The 26,912-nt window shown below is 72.7% G+C and carries 21 protein-coding genes; 4 read left to right on the forward strand and 17 right to left on the reverse strand.

Annotated elements, in window-relative coordinates:
• Positions 1-21: 21 nt before the first annotated feature.
• Positions 22-948: an aminoglycoside phosphotransferase family protein gene (locus OHA86_RS09560; RefSeq protein ID WP_329174132.1), complete on the forward strand. Its 927-nt coding sequence runs from the start codon at positions 22-24 to the stop codon at positions 946-948.
• 11 nt (positions 949-959) lie between these two features.
• Here OHA86_RS09560 and OHA86_RS09565 read toward each other — a convergent pair whose 3' ends face one another.
• The 7 genes from OHA86_RS09565 to OHA86_RS09595 form a co-directional block, all read right to left on the reverse strand.
• A complete protein-coding gene (locus OHA86_RS09565) occupies positions 960-1,493 on the reverse strand; it encodes a GNAT family N-acetyltransferase (RefSeq protein ID WP_329174134.1) in 534 nt (177 codons plus the stop codon).
• Between the two features lie 144 nt (positions 1,494-1,637).
• A complete protein-coding gene (locus OHA86_RS09570) occupies positions 1,638-2,483 on the reverse strand; it encodes a GNAT family N-acetyltransferase (RefSeq protein ID WP_329174136.1) in 846 nt (281 codons plus the stop codon).
• Between the two features lie 134 nt (positions 2,484-2,617).
• Positions 2,618-3,772, reverse strand: a complete 1,155-nt coding sequence (ispG, locus tag OHA86_RS09575) for a flavodoxin-dependent (E)-4-hydroxy-3-methylbut-2-enyl-diphosphate synthase (protein ID WP_329174138.1) — start codon at positions 3,770-3,772, stop codon at positions 2,618-2,620.
• Positions 3,773-3,871: 99 nt separating this feature from the next.
• Positions 3,872-5,188: a M50 family metallopeptidase gene (locus OHA86_RS09580; RefSeq protein WP_329174140.1), complete on the reverse strand. Its 1,317-nt coding sequence runs from the start codon at positions 5,186-5,188 to the stop codon at positions 3,872-3,874.
• Positions 5,185-6,438 (reverse strand): 1-deoxy-D-xylulose-5-phosphate reductoisomerase, encoded by a 1,254-nt coding sequence (dxr, locus tag OHA86_RS09585; protein WP_329174142.1) that lies wholly within the window; start codon positions 6,436-6,438, stop codon positions 5,185-5,187. The genes OHA86_RS09580 and dxr overlap by 4 nt, the downstream gene beginning before the upstream one ends.
• Positions 6,439-6,518: 80 nt before the next feature.
• Complete coding sequence (locus tag OHA86_RS09590; protein WP_329174144.1) at positions 6,519-8,441, reverse strand: acyl-CoA dehydrogenase family protein; 1,923 nt, start codon at positions 8,439-8,441, stop codon at positions 6,519-6,521.
• 214 nt (positions 8,442-8,655) lie between these two features.
• Positions 8,656-10,110 carry an aldehyde dehydrogenase family protein gene (locus OHA86_RS09595; RefSeq protein ID WP_329174145.1) on the reverse strand — a complete coding sequence of 485 codons (1,455 nt, stop codon included), beginning with the start codon at positions 10,108-10,110 and terminating at the stop codon, positions 8,656-8,658.
• 216 nt (positions 10,111-10,326) lie between these two features.
• Here OHA86_RS09595 and OHA86_RS09600 point away from each other — a divergent pair, with 216 nt between their 5' ends.
• Positions 10,327-10,749 (forward strand): CU044_2847 family protein, encoded by a 423-nt coding sequence (locus tag OHA86_RS09600; RefSeq protein WP_329174146.1) that lies wholly within the window; start codon positions 10,327-10,329, stop codon positions 10,747-10,749.
• Positions 10,750-10,894: 145 nt separating this feature from the next.
• Here the strand turns inward: OHA86_RS09600 and OHA86_RS09605 are convergent, their stop codons facing one another.
• Both OHA86_RS09605 and OHA86_RS09610 read right to left on the reverse strand, forming a co-directional pair.
• A complete protein-coding gene (locus tag OHA86_RS09605) occupies positions 10,895-12,445 on the reverse strand; it encodes a PucR family transcriptional regulator (RefSeq protein WP_329174148.1) in 1,551 nt (516 codons plus the stop codon).
• Positions 12,446-12,547: 102 nt separating this feature from the next.
• Entirely contained in the window at positions 12,548-14,692 is a 2,145-nt protein-coding gene (locus tag OHA86_RS09610) for an ATP-binding protein (protein WP_443071976.1), read from the reverse strand.
• Between the two features lie 303 nt (positions 14,693-14,995).
• On the opposite strand from OHA86_RS09610, the gene gabT reads away from it, so the two are divergent.
• On the forward strand, positions 14,996-16,327 hold the full coding sequence (gabT, locus tag OHA86_RS09615) for a 4-aminobutyrate--2-oxoglutarate transaminase (RefSeq protein WP_329174150.1): 1,332 nt from the start codon (positions 14,996-14,998) through the stop codon (positions 16,325-16,327).
• A gap of 409 nt (positions 16,328-16,736) precedes the next feature.
• Positions 16,737-17,399, forward strand: a complete 663-nt coding sequence (locus tag OHA86_RS09620) for a phosphatase PAP2 family protein (protein ID WP_329174151.1) — start codon at positions 16,737-16,739, stop codon at positions 17,397-17,399.
• Here OHA86_RS09620 and OHA86_RS09625 read toward each other — a convergent pair.
• From OHA86_RS09625 to OHA86_RS09660, 8 genes are all read right to left on the reverse strand, one after another.
• Positions 17,358-18,872, reverse strand: coding sequence for a CoA-acylating methylmalonate-semialdehyde dehydrogenase (locus OHA86_RS09625; protein ID WP_443071977.1), 1,515 nt, complete (start codon positions 18,870-18,872; stop codon positions 17,358-17,360). The genes OHA86_RS09620 and OHA86_RS09625 overlap by 42 nt on opposite strands.
• Positions 18,873-18,991: 119 nt before the next feature.
• Positions 18,992-19,441, reverse strand: a complete 450-nt coding sequence (locus OHA86_RS09630) for a hypothetical protein (RefSeq protein WP_329174153.1) — start codon at positions 19,439-19,441, stop codon at positions 18,992-18,994.
• Between the two features lie 120 nt (positions 19,442-19,561).
• A complete protein-coding gene (locus OHA86_RS09635) occupies positions 19,562-20,959 on the reverse strand; it encodes an NAD(P)/FAD-dependent oxidoreductase (RefSeq protein WP_329174155.1) in 1,398 nt (465 codons plus the stop codon).
• A 100-nt stretch (positions 20,960-21,059) separates the two neighbouring features.
• Positions 21,060-21,851, reverse strand: a complete 792-nt coding sequence (locus OHA86_RS09640) for an ABC transporter permease (RefSeq protein ID WP_329182341.1) — start codon at positions 21,849-21,851, stop codon at positions 21,060-21,062.
• A 14-nt stretch (positions 21,852-21,865) separates the two neighbouring features.
• Positions 21,866-22,819 (reverse strand): ABC transporter permease, encoded by a 954-nt coding sequence (locus OHA86_RS09645; RefSeq protein WP_329174157.1) that lies wholly within the window; start codon positions 22,817-22,819, stop codon positions 21,866-21,868.
• The gene (locus OHA86_RS09650) at positions 22,816-24,081 is read right to left on the reverse strand and encodes an ABC transporter ATP-binding protein (protein WP_329174159.1); all 1,266 of its coding nucleotides are present in this window, start codon (positions 24,079-24,081) and stop codon (positions 22,816-22,818) included. The genes OHA86_RS09645 and OHA86_RS09650 overlap by 4 nt, the downstream gene beginning before the upstream one ends.
• Positions 24,082-24,097: 16 nt before the next feature.
• Positions 24,098-25,330 (reverse strand): polyamine ABC transporter substrate-binding protein, encoded by a 1,233-nt coding sequence (locus tag OHA86_RS09655; protein ID WP_329174161.1) that lies wholly within the window; start codon positions 25,328-25,330, stop codon positions 24,098-24,100.
• 36 nt (positions 25,331-25,366) lie between these two features.
• Positions 25,367-26,881: a gamma-aminobutyraldehyde dehydrogenase gene (locus tag OHA86_RS09660; RefSeq protein WP_329174163.1), complete on the reverse strand. Its 1,515-nt coding sequence runs from the start codon at positions 26,879-26,881 to the stop codon at positions 25,367-25,369.
• Positions 26,882-26,912: the final 31 nt, after the last annotated feature.

Below are 26,912 nucleotides of genomic sequence, written 5' to 3' on the forward strand. Positions count from 1 at the left end.
GCACGGAGGGCAGGGCAGGCGATGGGTTCAGCAGCGCACCTCGAACCGCCCGAGCGGCTGGTCCGCAGCGTCACCGCCTGGGAGGGCGAGGCGGGCCAGGCGTGGCTGGCGCGGCTGCCCGGCCGGGTGGCGGACTGCCTGGAGCGCTGGGAGCTGACCGCCGAGCGGGTCGTCGCGGCGGGCGGCCGGATCAGCATGGTCGTGCTGGTCCGCACGGCCGGCGGCGAGCCCGCGGTGCTCAAGGTCGGCATGGTCAACCAGGAGACGGAGCAGGAGCACGCGGCGCTCGCCCACTGGGGCGGGCGCGGCGCGGCCCGGCTGCTGCGGGCGGAGCCGGCCGAGGGCGCGATGCTGCTGGAGCGGCTGCGCGCGGACATCTCGCTGCGCTCGCTGGCCGAGGCCAAGGCGATGCTGGAGGCCGAGGCGGTGCTCCAGCGGCTGTGGGTGCAGCCGGCCGGTGACCACCCCTTCCGCACGGTCGCCACGGCGACCGGCGGGCAGGCCGCGCTGCTGCGGGAGCTGCGTACGGCGGCCGGCGCGGCGGACGCCGGGCAGCTGATCGACGAGGCACTCGCGGCGCGGGCCGAACTGGCGGACTCGGCCGCCTCGGTGGAGAGCGTGCTGCTGCACGGCGACTACCACCACGGCAATGTGCTGGCGGGCGAGCGGACGCCGTGGCTGGCGATCGACCCCAGGCCGCTGGTCGGGGAGCGGGCGTACGACCTGGCATGGCTGACCAGGGACCGGCTCTCGACGCTGGTGGCGCAGCCCGGTGCCCGGGCCGCCGCCAGGCGGCGGATCGCGAAGCTCGCCGAGGCGCTCGACGTGGACGCCGCCCGGCTGCGCGGCTGGGCGGTCTTCCGCGCGGTGGAGGCGGGCGTCCGGTGCCTGTCGGCGGGCCGGCGCGAGGACGGCGAGCTGCTGCTGGAGTTCGCGAGCTGGCTGTAGCCGCCCCGCGGTCAGCGCGGCAGGGGCAGCGGGGCGCCCATCACCGCGTACGGCCGGGAGGCGCTGGGGAAGTGGACCGGGCGGGCCAGGTCGCGGTAGCCCAGGGCGCGGTAGAGCCGCCGGGCGGGGGTGTCGCCGTCGATCGCGGACAGGATGCTGCGCGGTTCCGCGGCGGTGTCGGTGATCGCGGTGATCAGCCGGCGGCCGATGCCGCGGCTCTGGAAGTCGGGCAGCACATGCAGTTCGGTGATCACGAAGGACTCGTCGAGCCAGCCGTCGTTGCCCTCCCGGCGCAGGTACGGCTGCACGACGCTGGACCACCAGTGCGTACGGTCGTTGGGCAGCCCGTACACGAAGCCGACCAGCCGCCCGTCCCCGGTCCGCGCGGCCAGCGCCCGCGCCCCGGGACAGGCCAGATGCCGCAGGACGATCTGCCGCCTGATCGCCACTTCCTCGGGTCCGAGCCCGAAGGCGAGTGCCTGTACGGCGAGCGCCTCATCGACATGCGCGGCAAGATCGCTCGTCCCGACCACCACGTTCTCCATGGGCGGCGACATTACTGCCTTTCTCGGTCCGCCCGGATCGGTGTCCGGGGCGGTGGCGGCGCGGTGCGGTGTCCGGGGCGGTGGCGGCGCGGTGCGGTGCCCGGGGCGGTGGCGGCGCGGTGCGGTGCCCGGGGCGGCCGGGGTTCAGAACAGGACCGACATGAAGGCGCCGACCTCGGTGAAGCCCACCCGCTGGTAGGCGGCGCGGGCCGGGGCGTTGAAGTCGTTGACGTAGAGGCTGACCACCGGGGCGACGTCGCGCAGGGCGTAGTGGAGCACGGCGGCCATGCCGGACTCGGACAGCCGGCGGCCGCGGTGGGAGGGGGCGACCCAGACGCCCTGGATCTGGCAGGTGTGGCGGGTGACGGCGCCGATCTCCGCCTTGAAGACCACCTCGCCGTCCTCGATGCGGGCGAACGCCCGCCCGGTGGAGACGAGTTCGGCGACCCGGGCCTGGTAGAGCAGGCCGCCGTCGCCGGCCAGCGGCGAGACGCCGACCTCCTCGGTGAACATCGCCACGCAGGCCGGCATGATCACCTCCATCTCGTCCTTGCGGACCCGCCGGACCCGGGGGTCGGGCGCGATGTCGGCGGGCAGGGCGCGGGTGGTCATCAGCGGCTGGTGGCGGCGGACCTCGCGGGCGGGACCCCAGTGCGGTTCGAGCCGGGCCCACAGGTCGGCGGTGGCGTCGGCGGGGCCGACGATGGACGAGCAGCGGCGGCCCGACCTGCGGGCGCGTTCCGCGAAGGCGCTGACCGCCTCGGGGGTGGCGCAGATCGGTACGAGGTTGGCGCCGGCGTAGCACAGCGAGGTGAGCCGGCCGGCCGCGTACCAGCCCCACATCTCGCCGCCGAGCCGCCACGGGTCGAGTCCGGCGACATTGACCCGGGAGGTGACGAACGCGTTGGCGACCGGGTCGCTGTGCAGGACGGCCAGCGCCGCGTCGAGGTCACCGGGTTCGAGGACGCGGGCAGTCGAGTGGGTCAGCACGTGGACGCCTCACCGTTTTCGCCTTCTGGGCCGCTCGTGCAGGCGGGGAATGGACTGGGCACTTTACCTCGCACGGGCGTGCCACGCCCCGCGCCCGCCGATACCGGGCCCGGGGCGGGACGGGAACGCGCCGGTCAGGAGATGCTCACCTGGGGTTCACCGGAGGCCACTCCGTCCTTCTCCATCTGCTCGGCGAGCTTGAGCGCCTCCTCGATCAGCGTCTCGACGATCTTGGACTCGGCCACCGTCTTGATGACCTCGCCCTTGACGAAGATCTGCCCCTTGCCGTTGCCGGAGGCGACACCGAGGTCGGCCTCGCGGGCCTCGCCGGGGCCGTTGACGACGCAGCCCATGACGGCGACCCGCAGCGGCACCTCCATGCCCTCAAGACCGGCGGTGACCTGGTCGGCGAGCTTGTAGACGTCGACCTGGGCGCGGCCGCAGGACGGGCAGGAGACGATCTCCAGGCGGCGCTGCCGCAGATTCAGCGACTCCAGGATCTGGATGCCGACCTTGACCTCCTCGGCGGGCGGCGCCGAGAGGGAGACGCGGATGGTGTCGCCGATGCCCTCGGCGAGCAGCGCGCCGAAGGCGACGGCGGACTTGATGGTGCCCTGGAAGGCGGGGCCCGCCTCGGTCACCCCGAGGTGCAGCGGGTAGTCGCACTTCCGGGCGAGCAGCCGGTAGGCGTTGACCATCACGACCGGGTCGTTGTGCTTGACCGAGATCTTGATGTCGCGGAAGCCGTGCTCCTCGAACAGCGACGCCTCCCACAGCGCGGACTCGGCCAGCGCCTCGGGGGTGGCCTTGCCGTACTTCTCCAGCAGGCGGCGGTCGAGCGAGCCGGCGTTGACGCCGATCCTGATCGGGATGCGCGCGTCGGAGGCGGCCTTGGCGATCTCCCGCACCTTGTCGTCGAACTGCTTGATGTTGCCCGGGTTGACCCGCACCGCGGCGCAGCCGGCGTCGATCGCGGCGAAGACGTACTTCGGCTGGAAATGGATGTCCGCGATGACCGGGATCTGGGACTTCCTGGCGATCGTGGAAAGAGCGTCCGCGTCGTCCTGCGTCGGGCAGGCGACCCGGACGATCTGGCAGCCGGAAGCGGTCAGCTCGGCGATCTGCTGGAGGGTGGCGCCGATGTCGGAGGTGCGCGTGGTGGTCATGGACTGGACGGACACCGGGGCGTCGCCGCCGACGGCGACGGTTCCCACCTGGATCTGACGGCTCTTGCGGCGTTCGGCGAGCTTGGTCGGAACATCCGGCATACCGAGCGAAATCGCGGTCATCTGCGTGGCTTCCCCAAGGTGTGACACAAGTCCCGGCGTGGGCGGGCTCCGCTTCGAGGTTACGGCACCCGCCCCACGTCTCTCACTCGGCTCAGGGCATTACGAGCTGAGTTTGACCGGGTTGACCACATCGGCGATCAGCACGAGCAAAGTGAAGGACACGAAGATTCCGGCCACGATATAGGCGACCGGCATGAGCTTGGCCACGTCGAAGGGTCCGGGGTCGGGCTTGCGGAAGACCCGGGCCGTGTGCCGCCTGAACGACTCCCACAGCGCGCCGGCCACATGGCCGCCGTCCAGCGGCAGCAGCGGCAGCATGTTGAAGAGGAACAGCGACAGGTTGAAGCCCGCGACGAGCATCACCATGGTGGCGATCCGGTCGATGGCCGGCTCCTGGAGCGAGAAGACCTCGCCGCCGACGCGGGCGGCCCCGACCACGCCCATCGGGGAGTCCGCCTTGCGGGGGGCGCCGTCGAAGGTGGCCCGCCACAGGTCGGGGATGCGCTGCGGCAGCCGCAGCAGCGAGTCGACGCCCTGCCGTGCCATGTCGCCCATGTGGCTGACCGAGCTGGTGAAGCCCAGCGGCTCGATGTGGCTGGCCGGGCTGAAGCCGAGGAAGCCGGCGGTCACGGTGCCGTCCTGCACGTCGCCGTGGCTGTCGGTCTTCGCGACGACGTTGGTGGTGATCACCGGGTGCAGGGTGACCTGCCGGCCGTTGCGCTCCACCACGATGGTGGCGGGGCCCGCGCCGGTCCTGATGTCCTTGGACAGCTCGGCCCAGTCCTTGACCGGGCGGCCGTTGAATTCCAGGAACTTGTCGCCGGGCAGGAAGCCTGCGGTCTTGGCGGGTGCGACGGGGTCGGCGGCCAGGCAGGGGTTGTCCGGGTTGCGCTTGGCGGTGTCGGCCTGCGAGATCACGCAGTCGCTGACCGAGCTGACCACCGTGGTCTGCTTGGCGATGCCGATGCCCATGAAGACCGCGAGCGCCAGCGCGAAGGCCAGGATCAGGTTCATGAAGGGTCCGGCGAACATCACGATGACGCGCTTCCACGGCTTGCGCGTGTAGAACAGCCGCGTCTCGTCGCCCGGCTGCAGCTCCTCGAACGCGGCGGAGCGGGCGTCCTCGATCATGCTGCGCCACGGTGAGGTGGAGCGGGCGGTGATCCGGCCGTCCTCGCCGGGCGGGAACATCCCGATCATGCGGATGTAGCCGCCGAGCGGGATGGCCTTGAAGCCGTATTCCGTGTCGCCCTTCTTGCGGGACCACACGGTCGGGCCGAACCCCACCATGTACTGCGGCACGCGGATCTTGAACAGCTTGGCCGTGGAGAGGTGGCCCAGCTCGTGCCAGGCGATGGAGACCATCAGGCCCACGGCGAAAACCACTATGCCGAGGACCGTCATGAGAGCGGTCATACCCCTGTTGCCTCCGAAGTCCGGGCCAGTTCCACGGCCCGGGCGCGTGCCCAGGCCTCCGCTTCGAGGACGTTCTCGACCGTCAGCGAAGTTCCCGACTCGGGAGTGCCGTGCTCCTCGACGACCTTCGCGACGGTGTCCACGATCCCGGTGAACGGCAGCCGGCCGGCGAGGAAGGCGTCGACGCACTCCTCGTTGGCGGCGTTGAACACCGCGGGTGCGGTGCCCCCGAGGCTACCCACATGGCGGGCCAGTGCGACCGACGGGAAGGCGTCCTCGTCCAGCGGGAAGAACTCCCATGTCGACGCCCTCGACCAGTCGAAGGCCGGTGCGGCGTCCGGCACCCGGTCGGGCCAGCCCAGGCCCAGGGCGATCGGCATCCGCATGTCGGGCGGGCTGGCCTGCGCAATTGTGGAGCCGTCGACGAATTCCACCATGGAGTGGATGTACGACTGGGGGTGGACGACGACCTCGATCCGGTCGAAGGGGACGTCGTAGAGCAGATGCGCCTCGATCACCTCAAGGCCCTTGTTGACGAGGGTCGCGGAGTTGACGGTGATGACCGGACCCATGGCCCAGGTGGGGTGGGCGAGCGCGTCGGCGGGTGTGACCGACTCCAGTTCCGCCCTGCTGCGGCCGCGGAAGGGGCCGCCGGACGCGGTGACGAGCAGCTTGCGCACCTCCTGGCGGCGGCCGCCCAGCATCGCCTGGAAGAGGGCGGAGTGCTCGGAGTCGACGGGCACGATCTGGCCGGGCCTGGCGAGCGCCTTCACCAGGGGCCCGCCGACGATCAGCGACTCCTTGTTGGCCAGGATCAGCACCCGGTCGGCCCGCAGCGCGGCGAGCGTCGGCCGCAGCCCGATCGAGCCGGTGATGCCGTTGAGCACGGAGTGGCATTCGAGCGCCGCGGCCTCGGTGGCGGCCTCGGGTCCCGCGATGATCCCGGGCAGCGCGGCACCCGGCCCGTACAGAGCCGTGAGCGCCTCGCGCAGCGGGCCGACGGCGGCCTCGTCGGCGACGGCGACCGTCCGTACCCGCAGCTGGTGGGCCTGCTCGGCGAGCAGGGCGACCCGGCCGCCGGCCGCGGAGATCGCGGTGACGCGGAAGCGGTCCGGGTTGCGCAGCACCACGTCGATGGCCTGGGTGCCGATCGAGCCGGTCGAGCCGAGGATCACGATGTCGCGGGGGCCGTCCGCCGGGGCGTTGGTGGCGTACGGGCGGTAGTGCGGGTCTGCGAGGGCATCCGTCATGGGGCCATTGTGTCGTGCGGAAGCTGTGCGCCGTCCACTGCCCCGCACAGGCTGTGGACGGCGCGCAGCCGCGGTCCTGCTCAGTGCACGGGTCGGTGCACGTCGGCGCTCTTGGAGGGGCCGGGCCCGGTCTCGGCGATCCAGGGGCCGTCCCTGCTGGGGTCGACGATGCCCGCTTCCAGCCACTGGGTGTCGCCGCGGAGCACCGCCTCGGTCAGGGCCCGGTCGGCGCTGTCGGTGTTGGTCCACAGCCGGGCGAACAGCTCGTCGGTGCGCACCCGCGCCTGCCGGCAGAAGGTGTCGGCGAGCCGGCGCGCCTGCGGGCCGTGGTCGCTGCCGGCCGCGAGGTGCTGGGCGCGCACGCAGGCGGCGCTCATCGCGAACAGCTCGGCGCCGATGTCCACGATGCGGGCCAGGAAGTTCTGCTTGGTCTCCATCCGGCCCTGCCAGCGCGACATGGCGTAGAAGGTGCAGCGGGCGAGCTTGCGCGCGCTGCGCTCGACATAGCGCAGGTGCGGGGCGAGGCCGTCGAATTCGGCGTACGCGTTCGGCAGCTGCCCGGGTCCCGCGACGAGCTTGGGCAGCCACTTGGCGTAGAAGCCGCCGGCCCTGGCGCCCGCCTTGGCCTTGTCGCCGAGCGAGGCGTCCGGGTCGATGAGGTCGCCGGCCACCGACAGGTGGGCGTCGACGGCCTCCCGGGCGATCAGCAGGTGCATGATCTCGGTGGAGCCCTCGAAGATCCGGTTGATCCGCACGTCGCGCAGCAGCTGCTCGGCGGGTACGGCCCGCTCGCCGCGGGCGGCCAGCGAGTCGGCGGTCTCGAAGCCCCGGCCGCCGCGGATCTGGACCAGCTCGTCGGCGATCCGGCAGGCGGCCTCGGAGCCGTAGAGCTTGGCGAGGGCGGCCTCGATCCGGATGTCGTTGCGCTCCTCGTCGGCCATCTGCGAGGACAGGTCGAGCACGGCCTCCAGCGCGAAGGTGGTGGCGGCGATGTAGGCGATCTTGGCGCCGACGGCCTCGTGCTCGGCGATCGGCTTGCCCCACTGCTCGCGGGCCGCGGACCATTCCCTGGCGATCTTCAGGCACCACTTGGCAGCGCCGACGCATCCCGCGGGCAGCGAGAGGCGGCCGGTGTTGAGGGTGGTCAGGGCGATCTTCAGGCCCGCGCCCTCGGGGCCGATCCGGTTCGCGGCCGGGACCCGCACCTGGTGGAAGCGGGTGACGCCGTTCTCCAGGCCGCGCAGGCCCATGAAGGCGTTGCGGTTCTCGACGGTGATGCCCTCGCTCCCGGCCTCGACCACGAAGGCGCTGATGCCGCCCTTGCGGCCCTCCGAGGCGGGCACCCGGGCCATCACGACCAGCAGGTCGGCGATGACGCCGTTGGTGGTCCACAGCTTCACGCCGTCCAGCACGTAGTCGTCGCCGTCGGGGACCGCGGTGGTGGCCAGCCGGGCGGGGTCGGAGCCGACGTCGGGCTCGGTGAGCAGGAAGGCGCTGATGTCGGTACGGGCGCAGCGCGGCAGGAACGCCTGCTTCTGCTCGTCGGTGCCGAACATCTTCACCGGCTGCGGCACGCCGATCGACTGGTGCGCGGACAGCAGCGCGCCGACCGCGGGGCTCGCGGTGCCGACCAGGGCCAGCGCCTTGTTGTAGTACACCTGGGTGAGGCCGAGACCGCCGTAGGCGGGGTCGATCTTCATCCCGAGGGCGCCCAGCTCCTTCAGGCCCACGATCGTCTCGTCCGGGATGCGCGCCTCGCGGTCGATCCTGGCGCCGTCGATCGAGGTCTCGCAGAACTCCCGCAGCCGGGCGAGGAACTCCTCGCCCTTGGCGACGGCTTCCGGCGCCGGGAGCGGGTGCGGGTGGATCAGGTCGAGGCGGAAGCGGCCGAGGAAGAGCTCCTTGGCGAAACTCGGCCGGTGCCAGTCCCGCTCACGGGCGGCCTCGGCCACCTGGCGTGCCTCGCGTTCGGAGACCTTGCGTGTTGCGACGGGTGCGGACACGGTTGCGTCACCTCCGGGTAGCCGGCTACTGACCGGTGCTACCAGTCCGTACTACCCGATTTCCGCCGACCCCACCAGACGAGCCGTCAGCGCTCGGCCCGCCGCGGCGGGCCGCGGGCCGCAGCGGGCGGTCACCCGCCGGGACCGGACGCACCCGTCGAGGCCCGGCCGCCCCGGGCCGCCGCGGCGGGCGGTCACCCGCCGCGGCCGGCGGTCACAGGTCGAGGCCGGTGAGCACCAGGACGCGCTCGTAGGTGTAGTCGTCCATCGCGTACTTCACGCCCTCGCGCCCGGTGCCGGAGTCCTTGACCCCGCCGTAGGGCATCTGGTCGGCGCGGTAGGAGGGCGCGTCGCCGATGACCACACCGCCGACCTCCAGCTCGCGGTGGGCGCGGAAGGCCAGTTGCAGATCGTGGGTGAAGACGCCGGTCTGCAGGCCGAAGCGGGAGTCGTTGACGGCCGCGAAGGCCTCCTCGGCGCCGTTGACCCGATGCAGTGACAGGACCGGGCCGAAGGCCTCCTCGGTGGCCAGCACCGCGTCGGCGGGCAGGTCGGCCAGCACGGTCGGGGCGTAGGTCGCCCCGTCGCGGGTCCCGCCGGCCAGCAGCTTGGCTCCCTTGCCGACGGCGTCGTCCACCCACTGCCCGACACGTATGGCCGCGGCTTCGCTGACCAGCGGGCCGACGTCGGTGGCGCCGTCCGCCGGGTCGCCGGTGACCTGCTCGCGGACCTTGGCGACGATGCGCTCGGCCAGGGCGTCGTATATTGCCGCGTCGGCGATGACCCGCTGCACCGAGATGCAGGACTGGCCGCCCTGGTAGTTGGCGAAGGTGGCGATCCGGCCGGCCGCCCAGTCCAGGTCGGCCTCCGAGGACCAGTCGGCGAGCACCACGGCCGCCGCATTGCCGCCGAGTTCGAGGGTGACGTGCTTGCGCGGCACCGAGTCGGCGATGGCGTGGCCCACGGTGTCGGAGCCGGTGAAGGAGATCACCGGCAGCCGCGGGTCCCGCACCAGCGCGGGCATCCGGTCGTTGGGCACCGGCAGCACGCTCCAGGAGCCGGCCGGCAGCCCCTCGGCCTCGGCCAGGATCTCGCCGAGCAGCAGCGCCGACAGCGGGGTCGCGGGGGCGGGCTTGAGGATGATCGGCACCCCGACCGCGAGGGCCGGGGCGACCTTGTGCGCCACCAGGTTCAGCGGGAAGTTGAACGGTGCGATGCCCAGCACGGTGCCGCGCCCGAAGCGCCGGGTCAGCGCGAGCCGCCCCACCCCGCCCTGGTCGGTGTCCAGCCGCTGCATCTCGCCGGAATTGAAGCGGCGGGCCTCCTCGGCGGCCAGGCGGAAGACCGACACCGCACGGCCGACCTCGCCCCGCGACCACTTCAGCGGCTTGCCGTTCTCCGCGGTGATGAGCCGGGCGATCTCCTCGGCGCGCTCGGCCAGCCGCTTCGAGACGTGGTCGAGCGCGGCGGCCCGCACATGCGCGGGCGTCGCCGAGAACGCCGGCTCCGCCGCGACCGCCGCCGCGACCGCCTCCTCGACCTGCGCGTCGTCCGGCACGCTCACCCGGCCGACCAGGGCGCCGTCCCAGGGGCTCGTCACATCGAAGGAGTCCGTGCCGGTGGCCTGGCGGCCCGCCAGCCAGAACGCGTACGGAGCTGCGGTCGTCACGGGGGTTCCGCCCTTCTGTCGCGGGTGTCGCTCCCTGTCACGGTAGGCGCGGGCGGCGGCGCGGCACGTTGTCCACGGCGGAGTACGCGTACGCCCGCACGCTACGGAATGGCCAGCGCCGTCCTGCGCCCTTCCGGGGTCGTGAGAGCCGGAACCCGCACCCGGAGGCGGTCGCTGCCTCTATCCTGGCGCCCCGGCACGGGGAGGGGACGGGCGATGGCGCAGACGGTCACGATCGCACTGGACGACGGCTCGACGGTGGAGGCGGAGATCGTCGGCGAGGTGCCTTTCCAGCACCCCGACGAGACCGGCGCCTATGACGACATCGGCGTACGCTCCCGGGCCGCCGCGATGGGCTCGGCGGTCACCCTCACGCTGGAAGGCGTGCGGGATACCGTACGCGGCATCGGCCGCTGGGCCGCGCAGACCATCGCCGAGGGCGGCGCCGCGGGCTCCCCCGACGCCTTCGAGGTCGAGTTCGGCCTCAAGCTCGCCGTGAAGTCGGGCCAGCTGCTCGGCGTCATCGCCGAGGCAGGCACGGAGGCGGGGCTGACCGTACGGCTGTCCTGGGACCTCGCGGCCCGCCGCGCCGCCGCCCCTGCCCCCGCACCCGACGCGGAGGCGCCGCCGGCGCCGTAAGGCGCTGTCCGCGGGGTGCCGGAGGCGGGCCTCGGACCTGCGGCGGTGCGGGCGGGGGGGTGATCCCGGCGCGTCTTCCGCGGGTGTCAGAGGGCGGACACGGTGGCGGCACGGCCGGTAAGGCACAACGCGCCGTCCGCCGGTGTCACGAGTGGGCCTCGGCCTCGGTCTTGATGGCCAGCCACAGTTCCATCCGGACGTCCGGGTCGTCCAGGGAGCGGCCGAGGATCTCCTCGACCCGCCGCATCCGGTAGCGCAGGGTGTGCCGGTGCACACCGAGGTCGGCCGCGGCGGCGTCCCACTGGCCGTGGTGCGACAGCCAGGCGTGCAGCGAGGCGACCAGGTCGCCGCGCGAGGTGGCGTCGTGCTCGCGCAGCGGCCGCAGCAGGCCCTCGGCGAAGGCGCGCACGGCGTCCTCGGCCAGCAGCGGCACCACCGACCCGGCGCCGACCTCGCCGTGCTCGACCAGGTTGCGGCCCCTGCGGACCGCGACGGCCAGCGCCCGCTCGGCCTGCCGGTGCGCCTCGGGCACCTCCTCGGGCGTTACGGCCGCCGACAGCCCCGCGGCGAGCGCGTCCTCGGCCTCCGCCAGGTCGGCGGCGGCGGCCAGCGCGGTGGCGTCCCGGGCGGCCAGCACGACCAGCCGCGTACCGTCCTGGATCGCCAGCAGCGGGTCGCCCGAGCGGGCGGCGGCGGAGTCGACGCGCTCCGCCAGCCTCGCGAGCGCCTCGGGCCCGCGCTGGGCGTCCGAGGGCTCGGCGATCAGCACCCGCACCGGGTGTTCGAGCAGCGTGCGGTAGAGCGCGCCCGCCACGCTGCGGGCGTGCCCGGTCTCACCGGCGAGCAGCATCCGCAGCAGCGCGGCGGCCAGCCGGGTGTGCGCGTCCTGGAGGGTGCGGGACTGCTCCAGCGACAGCGTCAGCAGGGCGACGGCGGCGTGCACGACGTAGCGCGCGGAGGTGTCGAGGCGCTCCTCGGTGCCGACCGCGAGATAGCCGCGCGGGCGGCGCCCGGTGCCCAGCGACTGGATCTCGACCCGGTCCTCGCTGCCCGCCCCGCCCGCGACGGCGGCGCCGGCCGGCCCCTGGATGTCCCGCAGCCGGTCGATCTCGCCCGCCAGCCGGGCGGCGCGGCGGCCCGCCCAGTCCGGGGCGGCGGCCAGCACCGCGCCCGAGGCGTCGTAGAGCGCGGCCCAGCCGTCGAGGTGGGCGGCCAGCCGGGACAGCAGCGCAGCGGTGCCGTCGGCGGCCAGCGCGGCCCTGGTCAGTTCCCGCTGGGCCTCGAAGCCCGCGGTCACCGCCTTGTAGCGGTCGGCCGCGAGCGCCGCGGACGCGGTCTTGCTGATCGCGATGAAGGGCGTCTTGCGGGGCACTTCGAGCAGCGGCAGCCCGGCCTGCGTGGCCGCCTCCACCAGGGCGTCGGGCACCATGTCGTGCCCGACCCCCACGCCGAAGCCCAGCCCGACGACCTTGGCCTCGGTCAGCCGCCGTACATAGCCGCGCATCGACTTGGGGTCGCCGACCTCCAGCTTGAGCCCGGTGGTGAGCAGCAGCTCGCCGCCGTCGAGATACGGACCCGGGTCGTCCAGTTCGCTGGTGTGCACCCAGCGCACCTCCGAGTCCAGCCGGTCCTTGCCGGCGAGGACGGTCAGCTTGAGCGCCGAGTGGTGCACGAGGGAGGCGAGGGTGAGGGGCATACGACCAGATACCGGCAATCGCTGGATTTCGGCCGACCGGGAATGGTCGCCCCTGTCAATTGTGCCGCACCGCTCACCGCGAGCCGCCCCGTGAGCCCCCCTTCACCCCCGCAGGTCCAGCAGGATCGGCGGCGCGTGCTCCCCGGTCGTGGCCGTCAACGACAGCACCGCGTGCCCGGCCGGCACCGCATGCGCCAGATCCGAAGCGGACCACCGCTCCCGCTCCACTTCCCTGACGGTCACCGACTCGGTGGTGACGGCTTCTCCGGTGAACAGCTTCCGCACACCGCGGCTGAGCCGCCTGGGCAGACCGCCGGACTGGTCAGGAGTCCGGGTGATGTCCCTGGTCTCCACCCAGGTGGTCCCCCACGCCTCGGCGAAACGCTTCCCGTCCCAGGTGGTCACCCCGGACATCGCCATCCGGCAGCCCATCACGCCGAGCAGCGCCGTCCGCAGGGCCTCCGGCACGTCGTCCAGCGTCCGCAGGGCCATCACGACCCCGGCGTTCGCCGAGCGCAGCCGCGCCAGCCCGCGCACCGACTCCTGCGTGATCGTGTGGGCGGCGTCGTCCAGCACCAGGCAGGCGAAGAGCGACCTGTCGCGCCGCGCGACGGCCGCCGCCGTGAACTGGGCGAGCACCAGCCTGACCAGGATCCGGGCGGCCTCGGCGTGGCCGTGCTGGGGCAGGTCGATACGGACCCGCACCGGGTGTTCGAGGGCGCGCATGGAGAAGGGCCGGGAGCGGCCCGTCACATCGAAGAATCCGGCGAAGGCGGGCCGGTCGAGCAGCGAGACCCGGTCGGCGAGCAGCGGGCCGATGTCGCCGCGCTGGGCGGTCTGCCGTTCACGGGCGTCCAGTTCCCTCGCCATCCCCGGCGCTCCGGCAGCGTCGAGCGCGTCGCGCAGGGCGGCGAAGGCATGCGGGGTGCCGTCGAGCAGTTCGCGCAGTTCGGGGATGGCGGGGAAGCGGCCGCGCGCGGCGAGGTAAGGGCCGAGGATCTGGCTGAGTGCGGTCGTCGCCCGGCGTACGTCCCCGGTGCCGCCACCGCTCTGCGCGTCGATCAGCGCTTCCGCGAGCGTCCCGGCCGCCGCGTCGGGGTCGTCGGTGCCGTACAGGTCGAGGTCGTAGCGGGACGCCGGGTCGGCGAGGGAGATGACCACGTCGTAGGCGTCGGCGGGGCCGAGGTCGGCTCCGGCCGCTCCGACAGCCACTACCGCGGCCTGTCCCGCCAGCGCCTGGAGGCAGAGCGATTCCGCGACCGGCCGCATCACCTGGCGGGTCTTGCCCGAGCCGGAGGGGCCCACCGCGAGCAGCCCGGTGCCCAGCAGCGTCGGATCGAGCGCGATGGCGGACCCGCGGTGCTGGTACGGGTTGCGGTCGTCGTCGATGCCACGGCCGATCCGCACCTGCCGGGTCAGCAGGTCGTGGGGCGCACCGCGGTAGGGGACGTCCCTGGCACCCGACGGATGGCCGCAGGCCTCGCCGCCGTCGCGCAGCACTTGGTCGGTGAAGGCGCCGAGCCTGCCGGGGTCGGCCAGCACCCCGCCCCAGGCGCGGCGGATCCGGGTGTAGTCGACGTCGTTCATCCGGCCGGTGCGCACCTCGGCGGCGAGCCGGTCGGCGAGGGCGTGCCGCTGCGCCGCGCGCAGCTCCGGCCACTCCACGAGGTCGGGCACACCGGCGTCGGCGGCAGCGGTGGGGCCGTCGGGCTCATCGATGAGCTTGCGCAGCGCGGGCGTCACGAAGCGGCGCCACACCTGGCCCCAGTTCCCGACCCTGGCGCAGATCCAGGCGAGGACCAGGGTGCACACCACCGCCCAGACGCGGGTGACGGCGTTGAAGGCGTTGGTGTCGCCGCCCGCGCCGCTGCGCCAGTGGTCGGGCGTGACCCATATCGCCGGCCAGATCCAGAAGTCGAAGTAGCCGTCCCGGAACATCGACCAGACCAGCAGTCCGACCAGCAGGCTGAGCAGTGCGCCGCCGAGCAGCCGTCTGGCGGGCAGCTGACGGGGGTCGGGCTTGGGGCGCGGTGTGTGCCCGAACCCGTAGATGCCGGGCGCGTCCGCCGCGCGCGGGGTGCGCAGCCAGGCTTCCAGGGCCGAGGCAGGCGGGGCCTTGGCCGGCATCGGCGGAGGCACGGTCGGACGGGGGACGGGGCTGGTCGGCCTCGGTGGCGTGGACGGTGGGATGGGCGGACCGGCGCCCGGCCGCCCTTGGCCGTAGCGTTGTGTGCCCTCGTAATCCATGGCATCCATGGCGCGTCTGCCCCTCGTCGCCGCCGATGCGCACAATGTAGTCGAGCCGCTACGCCCAACGAAAGGATCTTGGCCGCACGCCGGCACCCGGCACCCGGCACCCGGCACCCCGGCACGGCGGACCCCCAGCCCCCGCCCCCGCGCCCGCCGCCGGAGGCGTTGGCACTGGACGATCCGGCGAAGACCCGCCGGGGAGTGTGACCGTTCGGCGTATGCGGGGGGCGGGTGGGGCGGCCTAGCCTCGGGGGGCGTCCGGATGGAGCGCTGTCGAGCAGCTTGAGGAGAATGCCCGTCATGAGCGAATTGCCGCAGGAGCGCAGGCTGGTCACCGCCGTGCCGGGGCCGAAGTCGCAGGAGTTGCTGGCCAGGAAGTCCGCGGCGGTCGCCGACGGGGTGGGGGTGACGCTGCCGGTGTTCGTGCGGCGGGCCGGCGGCGGAGTGGTCGAGGACGTGGACGGCAACCGGCTGATCGACTTCGGGTCGGGCATCGCGGTGACGTCGGTGGGCAACAGCGCGCCCGAGGTGGTGCGCCGGGCCACCGAGCAGCTGGCCGACTTCACCCACACCTGCTTCATGATCACGCCCTACGAGGGCTACGTGGAGGTCGCCGAGCAGCTGAACGCGCTCACCCCCGGCGACCACGCCAAGAAGTCCGCGCTGTTCAACTCCGGCGCCGAGGCGGTGGAGAACGCGGTGAAGATCGCCCGCGCCTACACCAAGCGCCCGGCGGTCGTGGTCTTCGACCACGGCTACCACGGTCGCACCAACCTGACGATGGCGCTGACGGCGAAGAACATGCCGTACAAGGAGGGCTTCGGCCCGTTCGCGCCCGAGGTCTACCGGGTGCCGCTGGCGTACGGCTACCGCTGGCTGACCGGTCCCGAGAACGCGGCCGAGGAGGCCGCGGCGCAGGCGATCGACATCATCACCAAGCAGATCGGCGCCGAGCACGTCGCGGCGATCGTGATCGAGCCGATCGCGGGCGAGGGCGGCTTCATCGAGCCGGCGAAGGGCTTCCTGCCCCGGATGGCGCAGTTCGCCAAGGACAACGGGATCGTCTTCGTGGCGGACGAGATCCAGACCGGCTTCTGCAGGACCGGGCAGTGGTTCGCGTGCGAGGACGAGGGTGTGGTGCCGGACCTGGTGACCACCGCGAAGGGCATCGCGGGCGGCCTGCCGCTGGCCGCGGTCACCGGGCGGGCGGAGATCATGGACGCGGCCCACTCGGGCGGCCTGGGCGGCACCTACGGCGGCAACCCGGTGGCCTGCGCCGCGGCGCTGGGCGCGATCGAGACGATGAAGAAGCTGGACCTGCCCGCCCGGGCGCGGCGGATCGGCGAGGTCATGACGGCCCGGCTGCGGGCGCTGCAGGAGAAGTACCCGGCGATCGGCGAGGTCCGCGGGCGCGGCGCCATGATCGCGGTCGAGCTGGTGCGGCCCGGAACGACGGAGCCGGACCCGGCGCTGACGACCGCGGTGGCCAAAGCGTGTCATGCAAATGGCTTGGTGGTGCTCACCTGTGGGACGTACGGCAACGTGCTTCGCTTTCTGCCGCCGCTGGTGATCGGGGAGGATCTGTTGAACGAGGGTCTCGACATCATCGAGGAGGCCTTCGCCGGGGTGTGAGGTGCGGCAGGAAGCGGGGCTCGTGAAGAACGTGTGGGGGCCTGATGGCGGAGGGGTGATCGGGCGCCCTGCGTCCCTCGGCGTGACGTACGGTTTCACCAGAACACCCCGCTCGGGGCCGGCTCCGGAGGAGTCGGCGACGAGTGACAACGGGCCGGTGATTCCCCGTCACCGGCACGGCAGTGCCCTCGCGCACGAAATCGCCGGGTCCGATGGTGGCCCCGGCACACCTCGCCGATCGGTCCGCCGCTCGTCCCACACCCCCCGGGACGCGCGGTACGGCGATCGTCATGGCCGCCCCGGAACTCTCCCCCCTGTTCCGGGGCGGCGTTCTGCTGTCCGGCCGCTGATCGCGCTCGCCGCGGCCTTCTGTGCCGGCGTCGCCCTTTTCGTCCTGATCACCTGGCAGGTGTCGGACAACGGGCCGCTGGTGGACCGGGACTGGGCGGTGCTCGGCTGGTTCCAGCGCGCCTCGGCGGCGCGTCCGGCGCTGAGCGGCACGGCGCAGGCGCTCTCCGACCTCGGCAATGTGCAGATCGCGGTGCCGCTGCTGCTGGCGGCGGTGCTGTACGCCGGTGTACGCGGCAAGGTGGGCGGCCGGCCGCTGTGGTGGCTGCCGCCGCTGACCGCCGCCGTGGCCATGGCGGCGGTGCCGCTGGTCGTCGGCGGTGTGAAGTCGGCGGTGGGCAGGGCCGCCCCCGGCAAGGTGCACCTGGGGCCGAACGGCTACGCGGGTTTCTTCCCCTCGGGGCACACGGCGACCTCGTCGGTCGCGATCGGTGCGGCGGCGCTGCTGGTGCTGCCCTTCGTCCGGCGTACGTGGGTGCGCCGGACGGTGGCCGCGGCGGCGGTGCTGCTGGCCGCCGCGGTGGGCGCGGCCCTGGTGTGGCACGGCTACCACTGGCCGCTGGACGTCGTGGCCAGCTGGTGCCTGGTGGCGGCGCTGCTGTCGGCGGTCGCGGCGGCTGAGGCAGTGGTGCGTACGGCGGCGGCGCGGGCGGCCGACAGGGCCGCGCGCGCCGCCGGGGGTTCAGCTGTTGGTGGGGAATCCGAGGTTGATTCCGCCGTGTGACGGGTCGAGCCAGCGCTGGGTGACGGCCTTGCCGCGGGTGAAGAATTTCACGCCGTCCTCGCCGTAGGCGTGGGTGTCGCCGAAGAGCGAGGACTTCCAGCCGCCGAAGGAGTAGTAGGCGACGGGCACCGGGATGGGCACGTTGATGCCGACCATGCCGACCTCGACCTCGTGCTGGAAGCGGCGGGCGGCGCCGCCGTCGTTGGTGAACAGCGCGGTGCCGTTGCCGTAGGGGTTGGCGTTGATCAGGGCGAGGCCGTCGTCGTAGCTCGCCACGCGGACCACGGAGAGCACCGGGCCGAAGATCTCGTCGTCGTAGACGGACATGCCGGGGCGTACCTGGTCGAAGAGGGTCGGGCCGAGCCAGAAGCCGCTGTCGGCGGCGTCGTCGGACAGCGGGTGCTTGCGGCCGTCGACGACCAGGTCAGCGCCGTCGGCGACGCCCGCGTCCAGGTAGGAGGTGACCTTGTCGCGGTGGGCGCCGGTGACCAGCGGCCCCATCTGGGAGCCGGGCGCGCAGCCGGGTCCCACGGTGAGGCGGGCGATGCGCTGCCTGATCCGCTCGACCAGGTCGTCGCCGACCGGGTCCACGGCGACCAGGACCGACACCGCCATGCAGCGCTCCCCCGCGGCGCCGAATCCGGCGTTGACGGCGGCGTCCGCGGCCAGGTCGAGGTCGGCGTCGGGCAGCACGAGCATGTGGTTCTTGGCGCCGCCGAGGGCCTGGACGCGCTTGCCGTAGCGCGTCGCCGTCTCGTAGACGTAGCGGGCGATCGGCGTGGAGCCGACGAAGGAGACCGCCTTGATGTCGGGGTGCTCCAGCAGCCGGTCGACGGTGGGCTTGTCGCCGTGGACGACGTTGAAGACGCCGTCGGGCAGCCCGGCCTCGCGCCACAGGCCGGCCAGGAAGTTCGCCGCGGAGGGGTCCTTCTCGGACGGTTTGACGACCACGGTGTTGCCGGCGGCGATCGCGAGCGGGAAGAACCACATCGGGACCATCGCCGGGAAGTTGAACGGCGAGATGACCGCGACCGGGCCGAGCGGCTGCCGGATGGAGTAGACGTCGATGCCGCTGGACGCCTGCTCGGTGAAGCCGCCCTTGAGCAGGTGCGGGATGCCGCAGGCGTACTCGACGACCTCCAGGCCGCGGGCGATCTCGCCGAGGGCGTCGGAGTGCACCTTGCCGTGCTCGGCGACGATGATCGCGGCCAGTTCCTCGGTGCGGGCGTTGAGCAGCTCGCGGAAGGCGAAGAGGACCGAGGACCGCTTGGCGACCGAGGCGTGCCGCCACTGGCCGAAGGCGTCGAGCGCGGCGCTGACCGCCTGGTCGACGACGTCGTCCGCGGCGAAGTCGACCTGCGCGCCGACCTCACCGGTGGCGGGGTCGTAGACGTCGCCGCGCCGCTCGGCGGTGCCGGTCCAGGGGCGGCCGGCGATCCAGTGGGTGATGTGCTGGGGGCTCGTCACGGGGATGACCCTTCCGTCGTCGTCCCCGCCAGTGTCGCCACACGGCCGCCGGCTCACAAGCACCACGCTGTCGGCGGACACCGGATCCGCCTTACAGGGCGTCAACGCCGGCGCCCCGGGCCGGGTCAGCCCCCGGCCAGTTGCGCCGCCGCCTCGTGCATGGCCAGTTCGAGCACCACCGGGTCGGTGAGGTGCCCGGTGCCGTCCGGCGGCACCAGCCAGCGCACCCCGCCGGTGGGCCGCCCCGGATAGGGCACCACGATCCAGGTCCCGCGGCCCACGGCCCGTACGCCGGTGCCCAGCCAGCGCGCCGCGGTGCCCGGCGGGACGAAGAAACCGATCCGGGCGTCGCCGAAGTCGGCGAGCACCGGGCCCGGCCGGCCCACCAGCCGGGTGAGGACGTCCAGGGTGGGATAGCCCAGCTCGCTGCCGAGGATCAGCACGTCCCACATCCGCCCGGCGGGCAGCAGCACCACCCCGAGCGGATTGCGCTCCCATTCCCAGCGGGCGCCCTCCGGGTCCTGCGCCACCGACACCAACCACTCGACCGCACTCTTCGCTCCGGCGCTGCCCATGCCGGCCCCTCCTTCTACCGCGTGACGACTGCTGTCACGGGAGAGAGGGCGCGGGCGGTCCGCTATTACGCGGGTTTCGCTACTCGTCGGTAGCGAGGCGGCTCACACCGCCTCCCGGCGTCAGCTGTCGAAGCCGAGCCCGGCGCGGTCCATGGTGCGCAGCCACAGATTGCGCCGGCCCTCGGAGCGGTCGGCGCGGGCCAGCGACCACTGGGTCAGGCCGATCCCGGCGGAGGCGAAGGGCTCGGGCGGGAAGGGCAGCGGCTTCCTGCGCACCATGTCGAGCCGGGTGCGCTCGGTGGCCTCGCCGGCCAGCAGGTCGAGCATCACCTCGGCGCCGAAGCGGCTGGCGCCGACCCCGAGCCCGGTGTAGCCGGCCGCGTACCCGACCCGGCCGGACCAGGCGGTGCCGAAGAAGGCGGAGAAGCGGGTGCAGGTGTCGATGGCGCCGCCCCAGGCGTGGCTGAAGGCGAGCCCTTCGAGCTGCGGGAAGCAGGTGAAGAAGTGCCGGGCCAGGGTGCGGTAGGTCTCGGGGCGGTGGTCGTGGTCGGTGCTCATCCGGCCGCCGCGTGGATAGACCGCGTCGTAGCCGCCCCACAGGATGCGCTGGTCGGCGGTGAGCCGGAAGTAGTGGAAGCGGTTGGCGCTGTCGCCCAGGCCCTGCCGCCCGCGCCAGCCGATCGCGTCGCGCTGGGCGCCGGTGAGCGGCTGGGTGACCAGGGCGTAGTCGTAGACCGGGACGGTGTAGGGGCGGACCCGGCGGACCAGGGAGGGGAAGGCGTTGGTGGCGAGCGCGACCCGGTGGGCCAGCACCCGGCCGTAGGGGGTGCGGACGGCCATGGCGGCGCGGTGCCTGACCATGGCGGTGGCGGGGGTGCGTTCGTAGATCCGTACGCCGAGCCGCTCGGCGGCCCGCTGGAGGCCCCAGACGAGTTTGGCGGGGTGCAGCATCGCGACGCCGCGCCGGTCGTACAGGCCGCCGTGGAAGGTGGGCGAGTCGACCTCGGCGCGTACCTGGTCGCGGTCGAGCAGTTCGACCCCGACACCGTTTTCCGCGGCAATTGCGGCGGCTTCGCGCAGCTCGGCATATTGGTACGGCTCAGTGGCCACGTCGATCTCGCCGGTGCGCTCGAACTCGCAGTCGATGCCGTGCCGGGCGACCGCGTCCTCGATGGCGTCGAGGTTGCGCTCGCCCAGCGACTGGAGCAGCGGGAATTCGTCCGGCCAGCGGGCCAGGCCGTTGAGCATGCCGTGGGTGAGGCTGGCGGCGCAGAAGCCGCCGTTGCGCCCGGAGGCAGCCCAGCCGACCCTGGCCCCCTCGATGAGCACCACGTCGCGGTCCGGGTCGCGCTCCTTGGCCAGCAGCGCCGTCCACAGCCCCGTGTAGCCGCCGCCGACCACCAGCAGGTCGCAGTCCTCCTCGCCGGTCAGCGCCGCCCGCGCGGCCGGCCGGGCGGGGTCGTCCAGCCAGTACGGCGTCTGCTCTGCGTCGGCGAGCGAGCGGGCGGCCGGGTCCATGGCTCCTCCGGTGGTACGTGTGCGGGCGGTACGAGTGCGGGCGGTACGGGCGGTACGGGTACGTGTGCGGGCGGCCGGGCCGGTGCGGGCCGGCCCGCGGTCAGGTGCGCGCCCCCCTGCGGCGACCGCCGATCAGCTGGCCGGCCACCACCAGCAGCACCGCTATCACGAACATCGCCGTGCCGATCACATTGACCTGCACCGGTGTGCCGCGCTGCGCGGAGCCCCAGACGAACATCGGGAAGGTCACGGTGCTGCCCGCGTTGAAGCTGGTGATGATGTAGTCGTCGAAGGACAGGGCGAAGGACAGCAGCGCGCCCGCCGCGATGCCGGGCGCCGCCAGCGGCAGCGTGATCCGCAGGAAGGTCTGCGCCGGGGTGGCGTAGAGGTCCTGGGCGGCCTGTTCCAGGCGCGGGTCCATGCTCATGATGCGGGCCTTGACCGCGACGACCACGAAGCTCAGGCAGAACATGATGTGCGCGATCAGGATCGTCCAGAAGCCGAAGCGGATCCGCATGTTGAGGAAGAGCGTGCCGAGCGAGGCGCCCATCACGACTTCGGGCATCGCCATGGGCAGGAAGATCAGCATGTTGGTGGCGGCCCTGCCGCGGAAGCGGTAGCGGGCCAGCGCGAAGGCGGTCATGGTGCCCAGCACGGTCGCGCCGATGGTGGCGTAGACCGCGAGCCGCAGGCTCAGGGTGAGCGAGCCGCACATGTCGGCGACGCCGCAGGGGTGCTGCCAGGCGTCGGTGGAGAAGCGGTTCCAGGTGTAGTTGTAGCGCCCCTTGGGCTTGTTGAAGGAGAAGGCCAGCACCACCAGGTTGGGCAGGATGAGGTAGCCGAGGGCGAGCACGCCCGCGATCACCACCACGTTCCTGCGCAGCCAGCGCATCGGACGTGACTGCATCAGACCACCTCCTCCGTCCCGGCCTTGCGGATGTAGACGGTGACGATCGCGAGGATGGCCGCCATCAGGATGAAGGACAGCGCGGCGGCTGTCGGGTAGTCCAGCACCCGCAGGAACTGCGACTGGATGACGTTGCCGATCATCTTCTGGTTGGTGGAGCCCAGCAACTCGGCGTTGATGTAGTCGCCGGACGCCGGGATGAAGGTCAGCAGGGTGCCCGCGACCACACCGGGCAGCGACAGCGGGAAGGTCACCTTGCGGAAGGTGGTGAAAGGCGTCGCGTACAGGTCGCCCGACGCCTCGTGCAGCCGCCCGTCGATCCGCTCCAGCGAGGTGTAGAGCGGCAGGATCATGAACGGCAGGAAGTTGTAGGTCAGCCCGCAGACCACCGCGAGCGGGGTGGCCAGCACCCGGTCGCCCTGGGTGATGTGCAGCCACGAGGTGACGTCCAGGAGGTGCACCGTGTTCAGGAAGGACACCACGGGCCCCTGGTCGGCCAGGATCGTCTCCCAGGCCAGCGTGCGGATCAGGAAGCTGGTGAAGAAGGGCGCGATCACCAGCACCAGCACCACATTGCGCCAGCGACCGGCCCGGAAGGCGATCATGTACGCCAGCGGGTAGCCGATCGCCAGGCAGGCCGCGGTGGCGATGCCGGAGTAGAGCAGCGACCGCAGGAAGTGCGGCCAGTACTCGCGCAGCGCGTCCCAGTAGGTCGCGAAGTGCCAGGTGACCTTGAAGCCCTTGTCGAGCGATCCGGTCTGCACGGAGGTCGAGGCCTGGTAGACCATCGGGGCGACGAAGAAGACCAGCAGCCAGGCGGCGCCGGCGAGCAGCAGCAGATACGGCGTCAGCCGGCGCCGCCCGGCCGTACGGCGGGGCGCGGCGGGCGTGGCCGCGGATCCCGGCGCGGCGGGCGGCGGCGGCCCGGCGGCCTGTGCGGTGGCGGCGCTCATACGGCGGCCCCCGCGGCGGCGCCGTCCTGGTCGGCGTCCGCCGCGCCGCCCCGCGCGGTCCTGGCCGGCGCGGACTTGGCGCGGGCGGCGTCGCCGGCAGCGTCGTCGGCGGCGGCGTCCGAGTCGAGCCCGGCGTCGATGTCCTGGGCCGCGTCGAGGCCGAAGGTGTGCGCGGGATTCCAGTGCAGGACGACGGGCGCGCCGGGTATGAGCCGCCCGTCGCGTTCGACGTTGGGCACGAAGACCTCCAGCTCCGGACAGACCGGGCTGTCGATCACGTACTGGGTGGAGACGCCGATGAAGCTGGAGTCGACGATCCGTCCCGGCACCCGGTTGCGGCCGTCGGCTATCGCGTCCTGGTCGTCCCGGTGGGCCAGGGTGATCTTCTCCGGGCGGACCCCGGCGAGCACGGTGCCGCCGGTGGCGACCTCGGCGGCGCACCGGGCGGCGGGCAGGGTGAGGCGCTGTCCCGCGGAGACCAGCTGGATGTCGTCCCCCGAGACGCCGGTGACCTCGGCCTCGATGAGGTTGGAGGTGCCGAGGAAGTTCGCGACGAAGGTGGAGCCGGGGTTCTCGTAGAGGTCGGCGGGGCCGCCCAGCTGCTCGACCCGGCCGCCGTTCATCACCGCGACGGTGTCGGCCATCGTCATGGCCTCCTCCTGGTCGTGGGTGACGTGGATGAAGGTGATGCCGACCTCGGTCTGTATGCGCTTGAGCTCCAGCTGCATCTGGCGGCGCAGCTTGAGGTCGAGGGCGCCGAGCGGCTCGTCGAGCAGCAGCACCTCGGGCTTGTTGATCAGCGCCCTGGCCACCGCGACGCGCTGCTGCTGGCCGCCGGAGAGCTGGTGCGGTTTGCGGCGGGCGAACCCGCCGAGCTGCACCAGGTCCAGCATGTCGCCGACCTGCTGCTTGATCGACTTGATGCCGCGGCGGCGCAGGCCGAAGGCGACGTTCTCGTAGATGTCCAGGTGCGGGAAGAGCGCGTAGTTCTGGAAGACCGTGTTGACGGGGCGTTTGTACGGCGGCAGGGCGGTGACGTCCTGGCCGCCGAGCGCGACGGAGCCCGCGGTGGGGTCCTCGAGGCCGGCGATCATCCGCAGGGTGGTGGTCTTCCCGCAGCCCGACGCGCCCAGCAGCGCGAAGAAGGAGCCCGCGGGGACGGCGAGGTCCAGCGGGTGGACAGCGGTGAAGGACCCGTAGGTCTTGCTGAGCCCGGTGAGGCGGACGGCGTCGCCGGGTGCTGCGGTGCTTGCGGTCGTCATGGCAGATGTCCTCGGGTCAGGCGCCGATGAGCTTGGAGAACTTCTCCTCGTAGCGGGTGTCCTCGTCCTCGCTGAGGGAGCGGAAGCTGTGCGACTTGGCGTCCATCGCGGCGTCCGGGAGGATCAGCGGGTTGGTGGCCAGCGAGGGGTCGATCTTGGCCAGGTATGGCTTCACCCCGGCCACCGGGCACACGTACGCGATGTACGCCGACACCTGGGCGGCGACCTGCGGCTCGTAGTAGTAGTCGATGAGGCGTTCGGCGTTGGTCTTGTGCCGGGCCTTCGCGGGGATCAGCAGGTTGTCGGTGGAGAAGAGGAATCCGGCGTCGGGGAAGACGTACTCGATGTCCGGGTCGTCGATCCGCAGCTGGACCAGGTCGCCCGCCCAGGCGACGCAGGCGGCGATGTCGCCCTTGCTGAGGCCGTCGGTGTAGTCGTTGCCGGTGAATTTGCGGATCTGCTGGTTGTCGACGGCCTTCTGCACCCGGGCCACCGCCGCGTCATAGGTGTCCTCGGTGACGGTCTCCGGCTTGTGGCCCATGTCGAGCAGTGTCATGCCGATGGTGTCGCGCATCTCGGACAGCATCGCGACCCGGCCCTTGAGCGAGGAGTCGTCGAGCAGCTGCGAGATCGAGGTGACCTTCCGGCCGTTGGTGGCCTTCTTGTTGTACGCGATGCAGGTGGCGATGCCCTGCCAGGGGTAGGAGTAGGCGCGGCCGGGGTCCCAGTCGGGGCTGCGGAAGCGCTGTTCGAGGTTGGCGAAGGCGTGCGGCAGATGCGCCGGGTTCAGCTGCTGGACCCAGCCGAGCCGGATCATCCGGGCGGCCAGCCAGTCGGTGAGCACCATCAGGTCGCGGCCGGTGTCCTGGCCCGCGGACAGCTGCGGCTTGATCTTGCCGAAGAATTCGACGTTGTCGTTGATGTCCTCGGTGTACTTGACCTTGATGCCGGTGCGTTTGGCGAACGCCTCCAGGGTCGGGCGGTGCTTGCCGTCGTCCGAGACGTCGATGTACTCGGTCCAGTTGGAGAAGTCGACGGTCTTCTCCTGGGCCGAGTGGTCGGTGGACGCGACGCTGTCGCCGGTGCGGCCGGCCGCGGGTATGCCGCAGGCGGTCAGGCCCGCGGCGCCGGCCGCGCCGAGTCCCGCGGCGCGCAGCAGCGTCCGCCGGCCCATCGCGCCGCGTCCGCCCGTCATGCTGCGCTGCATGGCCGCACGCAGCGGCGGGGACAGGGGCTCGTACTGCTCCATGGGTGATGCCCTCCGGTGTCGGGGCCTTCGCGGGGGTTATCGGTCTGCGAACACCGTGCGGTGCCAGTCCTTGCGCACTACCGCGGTGTTGTCGTACATCACGTGCTTGACCTGCGTGTACTCCTCGAAGGAGTAGTGGGACATGTCCTTGCCGAAGCCGGATGACCTGGTGCCGCCGTGCGGCATCTCGCTGACGATCGGGATGTGGTCGTTGATCCATACGCAGCCCGCCGCCAGCTCCCGGCTCGCCCGCCCGGCCCGGAAGACGTCGCGGGTCCAGGCGGAGGCGGCAAGACCGTAGGGGCTGTCGTTGGCCAGCGCGAGACCCTGGTCGTCGCTGTCGAAGGGCAGCACCGCCAGGACCGGGCCGAAGATCTCGCTCTGCACCGCCTCGCTGTCCTGCGGCGCCCCGGTGATCAGCGTCGGCCGGTAGTACGCGCCCGCCGCGAAGCGCTCCCCGCCGTCGTCGCCGCCGGTGACGACCGTGGCGTACGCCCTGGCCCGGTCGACGACGCCCGCGACCCGGTCGCGGTGCGCGAAGGACGACAGCGGGCCGAGGTCGGTGGCCGGGTCGAAGGGGTCGCCGAGCCGCACGGTGGCCATCAGGTCGGCGACGGCGGCCACGAAGGCGTCGTACAGCGGGCGCTGGACATAGGCGCGGGTCGCGGCGGTGCAGTCCTGGCCGCCGTTGATCAGCGCGGCGGCCACCGCGCCCTCGGCCGCGGCCTGGAGGTCGGCGTCGTCGAAGACCACGAAGGGCGCCTTGCCGCCGAGTTCGAGGTGCAGCCGCTTCACCCCGCCCGCGGCGATGGCGGCGATGCGGCGGCCCACCGCGGTCGAGCCGGTGAACGACGTCATGGCCACGTCCCGGTGCGCGACGAGGTGTTCGCCGGCGACAGGTCCTGTGCCGCTGACGATGTTGACCACCCCGGCGGGCATCCCCGCCGCGGTCGCGGCCCGCGCGAACATCAGGCTGGTCAGCGGGGTGTTCTCGGCGGGCTTGAGCACCACCGTGTTGCCCGCCGCGACCGCCGGGAGGATCTTCCACGCGGCCATCTGCAGCGGGTAGTTCCACGGCGCGATCGACCCGACGACCCCGACCGGCTCGCGGCGCACGTACGAGGTGTGGTCGGCGCTGTACTCGGCCGCGGCCACGCCCTCCAGATGGCGGGCGGCGCCGGCGAAGAAGGCGGTGTTGTCGACGGTGCCGGGCACGTCGAATTCCGTGCTCAGCCGGATCGGCTTGCCGCACTGGAGGGTCTCGGTGCGGGCCAGCTCCTCGGCCTGCGCGTCGAGGGCGGCGGCCAGCCGCTGGAGCGCCCCGGAGCGCTCGCCCGGTGTCAACCCGGCCCATCCGGGCAGCGCGGCCTTCGCCGCCGCCACGGCGTCGTCCACATCCGCAGGTCCGGCCGTCGCGTACGTCAGCACGGTCCGCCCGTGCGCGGGGTCCACGACGGAATACGTCGCGCCCGAGGTGCCGGCCCGCTGCTCGCCCGCGATGTACTGCGCGCCGCGGTCGAACCGCTCGGCCACGTCTCTCACGTGGTGCATCACGCTCTCCTCGCCTCCGTGCCCCGCGCGT

Source organism: Streptomyces sp. NBC_01477 (assembly GCF_036227245.1).
Taxonomy (GTDB): domain Bacteria; phylum Actinomycetota; class Actinomycetes; order Streptomycetales; family Streptomycetaceae; genus Actinacidiphila.

Excerpts from the sequence above, each read along its gene's own strand:
- dxr (WP_329174142.1), bottom strand. The coding sequence starts at position 6,438 with ATGACGGATGCCCTCGCAGACCCGCACTACCGCCCGTACGCCACCAAC.
- OHA86_RS09655 (WP_329174161.1), bottom strand. The coding sequence starts at position 25,330 with ATGGAGCAGTACGAGCCCCTGTCCCCGCCGCTGCGTGCGGCCATGCAG.
- ispG (WP_329174138.1), bottom strand. The coding sequence starts at position 3,772 with ATGACCGCGATTTCGCTCGGTATGCCGGATGTTCCGACCAAGCTCGCC.
- OHA86_RS09565 (WP_329174134.1), bottom strand. The coding sequence starts at position 1,493 with ATGGAGAACGTGGTGGTCGGGACGAGCGATCTTGCCGCGCATGTCGAT.
- OHA86_RS09560 (WP_329174132.1), top strand. The coding sequence starts at position 22 with ATGGGTTCAGCAGCGCACCTCGAACCGCCCGAGCGGCTGGTCCGCAGC.
- OHA86_RS09605 (WP_329174148.1), bottom strand. The coding sequence starts at position 12,445 with ATGCCCCTCACCCTCGCCTCCCTCGTGCACCACTCGGCGCTCAAGCTG.
- OHA86_RS09580 (WP_329174140.1), bottom strand. The coding sequence starts at position 5,188 with ATGACCGCTCTCATGACGGTCCTCGGCATAGTGGTTTTCGCCGTGGGC.
- OHA86_RS09600 (WP_329174146.1), top strand. The coding sequence starts at position 10,327 with ATGGCGCAGACGGTCACGATCGCACTGGACGACGGCTCGACGGTGGAG.
- OHA86_RS09635 (WP_329174155.1), bottom strand. The coding sequence starts at position 20,959 with ATGGACCCGGCCGCCCGCTCGCTCGCCGACGCAGAGCAGACGCCGTAC.
- OHA86_RS09660 (WP_329174163.1), bottom strand. The coding sequence starts at position 26,881 with ATGCACCACGTGAGAGACGTGGCCGAGCGGTTCGACCGCGGCGCGCAG.
- OHA86_RS09630 (WP_329174153.1), bottom strand. The coding sequence starts at position 19,441 with ATGGGCAGCGCCGGAGCGAAGAGTGCGGTCGAGTGGTTGGTGTCGGTG.
- gabT (WP_329174150.1), top strand. The coding sequence starts at position 14,996 with ATGAGCGAATTGCCGCAGGAGCGCAGGCTGGTCACCGCCGTGCCGGGG.
- OHA86_RS09610 (WP_443071976.1), bottom strand. The coding sequence starts at position 14,692 with ATGGATTACGAGGGCACACAACGCTACGGCCAAGGGCGGCCGGGCGCC.
- OHA86_RS09650 (WP_329174159.1), bottom strand. The coding sequence starts at position 24,081 with ATGACGACCGCAAGCACCGCAGCACCCGGCGACGCCGTCCGCCTCACC.
- OHA86_RS09640 (WP_329182341.1), bottom strand. The coding sequence starts at position 21,851 with ATGCGCTGGCTGCGCAGGAACGTGGTGGTGATCGCGGGCGTGCTCGCC.
- OHA86_RS09645 (WP_329174157.1), bottom strand. The coding sequence starts at position 22,819 with ATGAGCGCCGCCACCGCACAGGCCGCCGGGCCGCCGCCGCCCGCCGCG.